The 7,740-nt window shown below is 66.7% G+C and carries 6 protein-coding genes and 2 pseudogenes; 2 read left to right on the top strand and 6 right to left on the bottom strand.

The annotated features are described in order from the left end of the window. From ACYVD0_RS13395 to ACYVD0_RS13375, 5 genes are all read right to left on the bottom strand, one after another. On the bottom strand, positions 1–554 hold a 554-nt coding region (locus ACYVD0_RS13395; RefSeq protein WP_460427259.1), incomplete at its 3' end, for a CoA transferase subunit A. Positions 555–598: 44 nt separating this feature from the next. Continuing rightward, the gene (locus ACYVD0_RS13390; protein WP_460427258.1) at positions 599–1,942 is read right to left on the bottom strand and encodes a short-chain fatty acid transporter; all 1,344 of its coding nucleotides are present in this window, start codon (positions 1,940–1,942) and stop codon (positions 599–601) included. 44 nt (positions 1,943–1,986) lie between these two features. Next, complete coding sequence (locus ACYVD0_RS13385) at positions 1,987–2,760, bottom strand: 3-hydroxybutyrate dehydrogenase (protein WP_460427257.1); 774 nt, start codon at positions 2,758–2,760, stop codon at positions 1,987–1,989. Between the two features lie 20 nt (positions 2,761–2,780). Continuing rightward, positions 2,781–4,172, bottom strand: coding sequence for a GntP family permease (locus ACYVD0_RS13380; RefSeq protein ID WP_460427256.1), 1,392 nt, complete (start codon positions 4,170–4,172; stop codon positions 2,781–2,783). Positions 4,173–4,463: 291 nt separating this feature from the next. Then, a complete protein-coding gene (locus ACYVD0_RS13375) occupies positions 4,464–5,870 on the bottom strand; it encodes a sigma-54 interaction domain-containing protein (protein WP_460427255.1) in 1,407 nt (468 codons plus the stop codon). 160 nt (positions 5,871–6,030) lie between these two features. Here ACYVD0_RS13375 and ACYVD0_RS13370 point away from each other — a divergent pair, with 160 nt between their 5' ends. Then, the gene (locus ACYVD0_RS13370; protein WP_460427254.1) at positions 6,031–6,789 is read left to right on the top strand and encodes an enoyl-CoA hydratase/isomerase family protein; all 759 of its coding nucleotides are present in this window, start codon (positions 6,031–6,033) and stop codon (positions 6,787–6,789) included. Positions 6,790–6,936: 147 nt separating this feature from the next. Here the strand turns inward: ACYVD0_RS13370 and ACYVD0_RS13365 are convergent. After that, positions 6,937–7,285: pseudogene (locus tag ACYVD0_RS13365) on the bottom strand (shikimate 5-dehydrogenase); the annotation flags it as partial. Positions 7,286–7,471: 186 nt separating this feature from the next. Between ACYVD0_RS13365 and ACYVD0_RS13360 the strand changes: the two are divergent. Beyond that, positions 7,472–7,740: pseudogene (locus ACYVD0_RS13360) on the top strand (glucose-6-phosphate dehydrogenase); the annotation flags it as partial.

Below are 7,740 nucleotides of genomic sequence, written 5' to 3'. Positions count from 1 at the left end.
ACCCGCCCGGCCATCGCCGCCAGGGGGTTGAAGTTGCGCGCGGTCTTTCTGAACAGCAGGTTGCCGGCCTGGTCCGCCTTCCAGGCCTTGACCAGCGCCAGGTCAGCGGTCAGGGACTTCTCCATGACGTACCACTCGCCGTCGAACTGGCGGGTTTCCTTGCCTTCGGCGACCAGGGTGCCGTAGCCGGTTTTCGTATAGAACGCCGGAATGCCGGCGCCGCCGGCGCGCAGCTTCTCGGCCAGGGTGCCCTGGGGGGTGAACTCCAGCTCCAGCTCGCCGGCCAGGTACTGGCGCTCGAACTCCTTGTTCTCGCCGACGTAGGAGGAAATCATCTTGCGGACTTGCCGGGTGGCGAGCAGCAGGCCGAGGCCGAAGTCGTCGACGCCGGCGTTATTGCTGATGGCGGTGAGGTCCTTCTTGCCGGAGTCGCGCAGGGCAGCGATCAGTGCCTCGGGGATGCCGCACAGGCCGAAGCCGCCGACAGCGAGGGTCATACCGTCCTCCACCAGCCCGTCGAGGGCGGCATGGGCGCTGGGATAGAGCTTGTTCATGGATACCTCTCTGCTGGTTGTGGGACTGCCCTCAGGAGCGCGGATCAGGTCAAGAAATAGAAGGCCGTACAGATCACCGCCCCGGAGTAGAGCAGCATGATCAAGCAATAGCCCATGATGTCGCGCGCACCCAGGCCGACGATGCCGAGCAGCGGCAGGGCCCAGAACGGCTGGATCATGTTGGTCCAGGCGTCGCCCCAGGCGATGGCCATGGCGGTGACTTCCGGGGCGACGCCGAGGGCCTGGCCGGCCGGCAGCATGATCGGCCCCTGCACCGCCCACTGGCCGCCGCCGGAGGGCACGAAGATGTTGACCACACCGCCGCTGAGGAAGGCCAGCAGCGGGAAGGTATCGGCGCTGGACCAGGCGACGAAGGCCTCGCTGATCTGCCGGCCGAGGGACACGCCGTCGCCGTTGGCGCCCATCATCATGCCCATGATCCCGGCGTAGAAGGGAAACAGCAGGACAATGCCGCCGATGCCACGCACGCTCTCGTTCATGGCGCGCATGTAGCGCTCCGGGGTGCCGTGCAGCAGCAGGCCGGCGAACAGGAACAGGGCGATCACCACGTTGAGGCCGAGGGCGAAACCCTGGCTGGCGAAGTGGCCGACGAAATACACCAGTGCCATGCCGACCAGGGCCAGACCGAGCAGGCGGCTGTCGTCCAGGCGTTGCGCCGGGGTATCGCGGCGCGGCGGTTCCGGGCGTGCCTCGGCGAGCAACGCCGGGTCGGCCACCCGGGCGCCGTTGTGCGGGTGCATGGCGCGGTTGAGCAGCGGCAGGCCGATCACCAGCGCGGCGATGATCGCCAGGTTGAAGGGGCGGAACAGCATAGTGGCGATGTCGATCGGCTCGGTCACCACCCCTCCGGTAAGACGCCCCAGATCCGCCCCAGCGGTGGCCATGGCCAGCGGAATCGAACCGGACAGCCCGCCGTGCCAGACCAGGAAGCCGGAATAGGCGGCGGCTACCAGCAGCGGATAGTCGACCCCCGCGACCCGCCGCGCCAGCGCCTGGGCGAACACCGCGCCGACCACCAGGCCGAAGCCCCAGTTGAGCCAGCAGCCGGCCAGCGCCACCAGGGTGACCAGCACCACCGCCTGGCCGGGGGTGTGCGCCAGGCCGGCCAGGCGGTCGAGCTGGCGGCTGACCGCCGGCGCGTTGGCCAGCGCATGGCCGGTGACAAAGATCAGCGCCATCTGCATGGCGAAGGCCAGCAGGGTCCAGAAGCCGCTGTTCCAGTGCCTGACCATGGCCGGCAGGCTCTGCCCGGTGGAGAGCATGCCGGCGACCAGCACCAGCAGGGTGAGCAGGGCGGAGAAGACGAAGGGCGAGGGCAGGTAACGCTGCACCAGCAGCACGCAGAGCTGGGTGGCTTTGGCGAACATCGGCCAATTCCTAGTCGTTTTCCGGTCGTCGGTGGTGGTATGCATCATTGCGCCGCCCAGCCGCCGTCCATGTTCCAGGCCGCGCCGCGCACCTGGCTGGCGGACTCGCTGCAGAGGAACAGCACCAGGGCGCCGAGCTGCTCGGGGGTGACGAACTCCAGCGACGGCTGCTTCTCGGCCAGCAGATCGTGGCGGGCACCGACGATGTCGCCGCTGGCCTGGGCGCGGGCGTCGATCTGCTGCTGTACCAGCGGCGTCAGCACCCAGCCGGGGCAGATCGCGTTGCAGGTGATGGGAGTCTGCGCGGTTTCCAGGGCGACCACCTTGGTCAGGCCGAGCAGGCCGTGCTTGGCGGCGACGTAGGCGGACTTCTGCGCCGAGCCGACCAGGCCGTGCACCGAGGCGATGTTGACGATCCGCCCCCAATTGCGCCGGCGCATGCCCGGCAAGGCCAGGCGGGTGGTATGGAAGGCCGAGGAGAGGTTGATGGCGAGGACGCTGTCCCAGCGCTCCGGCGGGAACTCCTCGACCGGCGCCACATGCTGGATGCCTGCGTTGTTGACGAGGATGTCGACGGTGCCGAACTCGCCTTCGGCGAAGGCGATCATCGCGGCGATTTCCTCCGGCTTGGACATATCCGCCGGGTGGTGGCGCGCTTCGCTGCCGTGCTGGCGCACCGCGTCCAGTGCCTGGGCCACGTCACCGAAGCCGTTGAGTACCAGGTTGGCGCCGGCGGCGGCGAGGCAGTGGGCGATGCCCAGGCCTATGCCGCTGGTGGAGCCGGTGATCAGGGCGGTCTTGCCGCTGAGGATTGTCATGGAGCTGTCTCCTGTGTGGGTCAGACCAGGCCGGTGGCGTAGAACACGCCGATGATGAAGAACACGGCGAGGGTTGCGATCAGCGTGATCCCGAAGATGTCCTTGTAGGCCTCGCGATGGGTCAGTCCGGTGACCGCCAGCAGGGTGATCACTGCGCCGTTGTGCGGCAGGGTGTCCATGCCGCCGCTGGCCATGGAGGCCACCCGGTGCAGCACCTCCAGGGGAATCTGCGCGGCGTTGGCGGCGGCAATGAAAGTATCGGACATGGCTGCCAGGGCGATGCTCATGCCGCCCGAGGCGGAGCCGGTGATGCCCGCCAGCAGGTTCACGGTGATGGCCTCGTTGATCAGAGGGTTGGGGATGGCCTCGAGTGCATCGGCCACGACCATGAAGCCGGGCAGCGAGGCGATCACGCCGCCGAAGCCATATTCGGAAGCAGTATTCATCGCCGCCAGCAGGGCGCCACCGACGGCCGTCCGGGTGCCTTCGGCGAGCCTGGCGTGAACCGTGCGGAAGCTGCTCGCCAGCACCAGCAGGATGCCCAGCAGCAGCGCACCCTCGACCGCCCAGATGGCGGTCAGCTTGGGCACGTCCGTCACCAGCGGGGCCGGCATGCCGGTCAGTTGCAGACTGTGATTGATGCCGTACCAGGACGGAATCAGGCGGGTCAGCACCAGATTCGACACGCCCACCAGCAGCAGCGGCGAGAGCGCCAGCCAGGGGTTGGGCAGGCGTAGGTCCTTGGCGGTTTCCGGCTCGTTGCGCAGTGTTGTGCCGTAGCCCTCGCCGGCGCGCTGGGCCTTGTGCAGCTGACGCTTGAGGTAAAGCATGCCGGCGCCGAAGATGAACAGGGCGCCGATCAGGCCCAGCCAGGGGGCGGCCCAGGCGTTGGTATTGAAGAAGGCGCCGGGAATGATGTTCTGGATCTGGGGCGTGCCTGGCAGCGCGGTCATGGTGAAGGAGAAGGCGCCCAAGGCGATGGTCGCCGGGATCAGCCGCTTGGGGATGTCGCTCTGGCGGAACATCTCGGCGGCGAACGGATAGACTGCGAACACCACCACGAACAGCGATACTCCGCCGTAGGTGAGCAGGGCGCAGACCAGCACGATCACCAGCATTGCCTGGCGGGTGCCGAGCAGGCGAATGGCGGCGCTGACGATGGAGCGGGAGAAGCCGGACAGTTCGATCAGCTTGCCGAACACCGCGCCGAGCAGGAACACCGGGAAGTACAGCTTGATGAAGCCGACCATTTTTTCCATGAAAATCCCGCTGAAAACGGGCGCCACGGCGGCGGGTTCAGTCAGCAGTACCGCACCGAGGGCAGCGATGGGGGCGAAGAGGATCACGCTGTAGCCGCGGTAGGCGGCCAGCATGAGCAGGGCCAGGGCCGCGAGGGCGACGATGACGCTCATCGAAAATCTCCTTGAGCCTGCCGGTGGCGAGCGGGAAGCCGTCAATGGCTTGCGCTAAGGGCGCGTCACGGCAGGGGTATTGTTCTTATTGAATCGCGGAAGGCCGCAGAGTTTTTCATGGCGAATTCTGTGCCATTTGTTCAGCTTGCTGATTTGAAAGGGTTTTTCTCGTGGCGCCTGGTGCTGTCCGGCAGGTTTTTCCCATAGTTGGGAAGAAAGTGATGGTCCTCCGGGCTACAAGGCTGAATTGCCATAAAAATATATAATTCCTATTTATAGGATTTTTTCCCATTATCGGGAAGAAATGCCCAGGATAGCCAGTCGGCGGTACAGGGTGGAGCGGCTGAGGCCCAGGCGCCGTGCGGCCTCCAGGGCATTGCCGGCGCTCGCCAGGGCGTTTTCCAGCAGTTCGCGCTCGAAGCGCTGCATGGCCTGCCGGTAGCTTTCGCCGGCAGCGGGGAAACCCGGTGACGCGGCTGGGGCGAGGGATGGCTGCGGCCCCAGGGCGGCGGCCAGCATGTCCTCGTCCAGTTGCGTCCCGTCGTTGAGCAGGATGGCGCGCTCCAGCAGGTTGCGCAGCTCGCGGATGTTGCCCGGCCAGGGGTGGCGGGCGAGCAGGGCGAGGGCGGCGGGGCTCAGTTCGTGGTCGCTGCCGAGCTGATCGAGGATGGTTTCGCACAGCGCCGGCACGTCGTCCGGGCGCTCGCGCAGCGGCGGAAGGCGGATCGGCAGCACGTTCAGGCGGTAGTAGAGGTCGGCGCGGAAGCTGCCCTGGCGTACGGCGGCTTCCAGATTGCAGGAGGTGGCGGCGATCAGGCGCACGTCGCTGAACAGGATCTCATTGGAGCCGACCGGCTCGAACTCCTTCTCCTGCAGCACCCGCAGGAGCTTGCCCTGCAGGTGCAGGGGCATGTCGCCGATCTCGTCGAGGAACAGGGTGCCGCCCTGGGCGATCTGGAACTTGCCGGGCCGCGCCTTGCGGCTGGCGCCAGTGAAGGCGCCCGGTGCGGTGCCGAAGAATTCCGCCTCCAGCAGGGTTTCCGGGATGGCCGCCATGTTCAGGCTGACGAAGGGCTTGTGCGAGCGCGGCGAGGCGGCATGGATGGCGTGGGCCAGCAGCTCCTTGCCGGTGCCGGTCTCGCCGAGTAGCAGCACGGGTGCCTCGCTGGCCGCGCCGCGGCGGGCACGGCGCTTGACCTCCAGGGCCGGGGCGCTGGTGCCGATGAACTGGGCGAAGCTGTAGCGGGCCTGGCGCGCTTGCAGCAGGGAGCGGGTCGAGGCCAGCTCCTCCTGCATGTTCAGGTAATGGCTGACCAGTGGCGAGAGGCTCTTCAGTTCGTCGAACAGGGCGAAGCCGATGGCGCCGATCGGGCGGCCGTCCTCGTCGCGGATCGGCAGGCGCATGACCACCAGCGGGTCCTTCGGCGTCGCCAGCATGTCCAGCAGGATCGGCTGGCCGGTATGCGCCACCTCGCGCAGCAGGCTGCCGGGGATGACGTTCTCCACCGGTTGGCCGAGAGCCTGTGTCGAGTCGGCGAGGCCGAAGCGCCGGGCATAGCGTTCGTTGATCCAGACGATGCGTGCGTCACGGTCGACGATCACCGTGCCCTCGCTGGACTGCTCGACGATCTCGAACAGCGAGCGCATCGCCTGCAGGCGGGTGCTCTGGTAGTCCTTGAGGCGGTCGGCGGAATTCATGGGCGCTCCGTTGCGTGGCTGTGGTCCTGCTGCGGACGTTCGCTCAAGAACGGCCGCACGGCAAGCCGGATGGGGGCGCATGGGCGACCATTGACGGCTTGAGGGCGGCGCGGGGCAGCTTGAGAATGGCCGGATCGATTGGTTCGGTCAGGAGTGATCCATGAGTGGCAGCATCCCTTCACTGGAAATTTCCGGCGTCCTGGCGACCCTGCGCCTGCAGCGGCCGGACAAGGCCAACCGCCTGGAGGAGGCGGATCTGGCGGCGCTGCTGGACTGCCTGGCGCGCATCGAGGCCGCGCCGCAGGTGCGGGTCGTGCTGCTGCGTGCGTCGGGGCGGCATTTCTGCGCCGGCTACAGCTTCGACGACCTGGCCGCGGCCGGCGACGGCGGGCGCTTCGAGGCGGTAGCCGATGCCCTGGAGAACCTCCGTCCGCTGACTATCGCCGAGGTGCAGGGCGGCGTCTTCGGCGGTGCCACGGATATCCTGCTGGCCTGCGATTTCCGCCTTGGTGGCCCGGCGGCAGAAATGCTCATGCCGGCGGCGCGCTTCGGTCTGCATCTCTATGGCGGGCTGTTCCAGCGCTATGTGTCGCGTCTCGGGCTGAACGCTGCCAAGCGGTTGATCCTCGCTTGCGAGAGGCTCGATGCGCGGGGCATGCTGGAGACCGGCCTGCTCACCCACCTGTACGACAGTCCCGAGCAGCTGGTTGAGGCCGCGGGGGAGTTGGTCGCGAACCTGGCGGCACTGGCCCCGCTGGCGGTGGCGGGGATGAAGCGCCATCTGAATGCGGTCGCCCGCGGCACGCTGGATCGTGAGGCCGTGGCCGCGGACGTGCGGCGCTGTTCGGCCTCCGCGGATTTTCAGGAAGGCCTGCGGGCGCTCAAGGAAAAGCGTCCGCCGCAGTTCGAGGGAAACTAAGCCTTTTCACCTAGTCCCCTCGGACCAGACGTAGGGGAAACTCGCGCAGCGATTTTCCTCCATGGCCGTGCCGCTGGTGGGAAAGGCCTGCGGCCGTTTCCCGGCCTACAACTTGCCCTGCCGCGCTCAGCTATGGCGCGAATAGGTCACGGCCTTTGCCCTGCCGCTGCCGTGCAGGGCGAAGCTCGGGCGAGGCGATACCCCATGGCTTTCGAGCAGCTGCGCGACGGCGAGGAAGTCGGTGTTGTAGCTCTTCAGCCGGCCCTGGTCGTTGACGATGGTGTTCGCCGAGTCGGATGACTGTCGCGGAGGGGGCGAGTTCATCGAGCAGTGTAATGCAGGCCTCCTCGAACGGCATCGAGATGGCGCAGCCGTCGATGGCGGCGGGCAGTTCCTGGGTGGTGAGCGCCTTGTAGGCGTAGTTCAGGCCGAGCGCCTCGTAGAGATGGTTGTGAAAGCGGGTGCCGGTATTGCAGGGGCGCTCGGCGAGGGACATGCAAAGCTGCGTGTCCTTGTCGATGGCGTGGGCATCCTGGGCTCCTCGTGACAATGGGTCATGGCAGCAGGCGGCCCGGTTGAATCTCTTTTACTATAAAATTTGTTTTTATAACTACATTAGCTGTTGATGAATCGATTCATTGATGGTTTTATTGCGCCTTATTTTGCAAAAAGAACAAGCATCATGGCTACTACTTCCTCTGTCGAGCCTTGCACCTTCGCCCTCTTCGGAGCCCTGGGTGACCTGGCCTTGCGCAAGCTGTTCCCTGCTCTCTACCAACTGGACCGCGCCGGCCTGCTGTGCGCCGACACGCGGTTTCTCGCCCTGGCTCGCGACGCCGGCGAGGAGAGTCGCCATCTGGCCACCATCGCCGAGCACCTGCGCCGCCATGTGCCGGGCCAGGAGCTCGACGAGACCACCCTGCAGCGCTTCCTGGCCCGCCTGGACTATCT

The sequence above is a fragment of the Azotobacter armeniacus genome, from assembly GCF_054779355.1.
Note: the sequence above shows the minus strand (reverse complement) of the source record. Positions and strands in the feature narration are given on the sequence as shown.

What these genes read in the sequence shown, in the direction of transcription:
- ACYVD0_RS13385 (WP_460427257.1), bottom strand. Translation starts at nt 2,760, where the DNA reads ATGACAATCCTCAGCGGCAAGACCGCCCTGATCACCGGCTCCACCAGC.
- ACYVD0_RS13370 (WP_460427254.1), top strand. Translation starts at nt 6,031, where the DNA reads ATGAGTGGCAGCATCCCTTCACTGGAAATTTCCGGCGTCCTGGCGACC.
- ACYVD0_RS13375 (WP_460427255.1), bottom strand. Translation starts at nt 5,870, where the DNA reads ATGAATTCCGCCGACCGCCTCAAGGACTACCAGAGCACCCGCCTGCAG.
- ACYVD0_RS13380 (WP_460427256.1), bottom strand. Translation starts at nt 4,172, where the DNA reads ATGAGCGTCATCGTCGCCCTCGCGGCCCTGGCCCTGCTCATGCTGGCC.
- ACYVD0_RS13390 (WP_460427258.1), bottom strand. Translation starts at nt 1,942, where the DNA reads ATGTTCGCCAAAGCCACCCAGCTCTGCGTGCTGCTGGTGCAGCGTTAC.